At 40.8% G+C, this 1,440-nt stretch carries 3 protein-coding genes; 2 read left to right on the forward strand and 1 reads right to left on the reverse strand.

Annotated elements, in window-relative coordinates; all coding sequences use genetic code 11:
- Window positions 1-227 precede the first annotated feature (227 nt).
- Window positions 228-524 (forward strand): NUDIX hydrolase, encoded by a 297-nt coding sequence (locus tag ABPH35_RS10775; RefSeq protein WP_349989670.1) that lies wholly within the window; start codon window positions 228-230, stop codon window positions 522-524.
- Here ABPH35_RS10775 and ABPH35_RS10780 read toward each other — a convergent pair.
- On the reverse strand, window positions 501-815 hold the full coding sequence (locus tag ABPH35_RS10780) for a hypothetical protein (RefSeq protein ID WP_349989671.1): 315 nt from the start codon (window positions 813-815) through the stop codon (window positions 501-503). The genes ABPH35_RS10775 and ABPH35_RS10780 overlap by 24 nt on opposite strands.
- 71 nt (window positions 816-886) lie before the next feature.
- Here ABPH35_RS10780 and ABPH35_RS10785 point away from each other — a divergent pair, with 71 nt between their 5' ends.
- Window positions 887-1,252, forward strand: coding sequence for a MerR family transcriptional regulator (locus ABPH35_RS10785; protein WP_349989672.1), 366 nt, complete (start codon window positions 887-889; stop codon window positions 1,250-1,252).
- Window positions 1,253-1,440 lie beyond the last annotated feature (188 nt).

Here is a 1,440-nt window from a genome sequence, read left to right on the forward strand (position 1 = left end):
TCCTCCCCGTGATTTGTAGTCGTGATTGGCCTTCTCATTTTATATTATAGAGCAAAATAAAGAGCACAACACATTTTCATTTAGTGTTGTGCCTTGAGTGAAACGAAAGGAATGAATTATAAACATGGCAGAATATTGGAATGCTTATTTAGAAACTGCGAGAAGATAGACGTCATTTTAGAGCGTGACAAGGCTATTCCCAAAGGGCTTTATCACCTAGTCGTCGAATGTATCATTGCCCACAAAGACGGAAGCATCCTGTTCATGAAGCGAGACAGCAAGAAGCCACTCAGCTCATTCATCATCACCACTTTGTCGCGCATGAACACCAATGTATCTTCGATCTCTATTGGGCAGAAGTCGACTGCAAGAAGGACAGCATTATCCTCCAAGAAGGAGAAACGACTGATTTCATCTGGGTAACACCAACAGATCTTCCAGACTTTTTAGAAACCCAGCTCGTCATCCCACGGCAAAAAAGCTACATTGAACGGTTATTTTTAGAAAAAGAAGAGTCCTACTAATAAGAAAAGACTGATTAGACCATGAACAAAAAAGTGAGATAGGTGCATCTGGCCGAAAACACATTTCCCTGCCAAGGGACGAATGCCCCAAGCCAGTAAGATACTAACCACTAATAAGCCCTGTACAAGACTCTGATGAAAAGGCAGCATAAATAATCCTAGCAAAGCTACTAAAGCTACCATCATTGGCAAAGCATATAAGAGTCGCCAGAGTACCGATACCCGCTCTTTCAGCAATAATGCAGCGCAAAATGGTAACGTAACATATAAACAAACCAAAAACTGAAACATATCTTTCCTCCTTTTTCACTATTACACCATGAGGGACTAAGACCCTGTCAAGCATCTTCGAAAGGAAATGAATGAAAACTGGACACATCACCCAAACCTACAAGGTAAGTCGAGACACGCTTCGATTTTATATCAAGAAAGGATTGCTCGCACCAACCATCCAAGAAGGTCAATATAGCTGGAGTGAGCAAGATTGTCAGGAACTTGAAAATATTCTCCAACTGCGAGAGCTAGGCCTCTCGATCAAAGTCATTCAACGAATGAAAGAAGTCCATGACACCATGTGTGGCACTAGAGAGCAATGGCTTGAAAACCGTCATGTCTTACAAAACGAAATAGCTGAACGCAAGAAAATGATTGAGCAATTAGAAAAGCAAATCCACAACATGAGCGGATTGATTGAGCAACTTGATAAAAAATTAGCAGGCAGGGAGTAAAGAGCCTCGATTCTTTGACAAAAATGGCTTTCTAGACTCCAAGTCTCGCATTTTTTTGTGAGACAAATTGTAAAATATAGTGCAACAAAAAAACTCATAGGGTTTCTTTCGTGTAAACTGTAAGTAACGACACCAACAGAACACGAGGGAACCTATGAGCTACTCACATTTTACCATAAAAGAGCGAC

Source organism: Streptococcus handemini (genome assembly GCF_040984445.1).
Lineage (GTDB): Bacteria > Bacillota > Bacilli > Lactobacillales > Streptococcaceae > Streptococcus > Streptococcus handemini.

Coding starts and splice junctions, on each gene's coding strand:
- ABPH35_RS10785 (WP_349989672.1), top strand. CDS start 887: ATGAAAACTGGACACATCACCCAAACCTACAAGGTAAGTCGAGACACG.
- ABPH35_RS10780 (WP_349989671.1), bottom strand. CDS start 815: ATGTTTCAGTTTTTGGTTTGTTTATATGTTACGTTACCATTTTGCGCT.
- ABPH35_RS10775 (WP_349989670.1), top strand. CDS start 228: ATGTATCATTGCCCACAAAGACGGAAGCATCCTGTTCATGAAGCGAGA.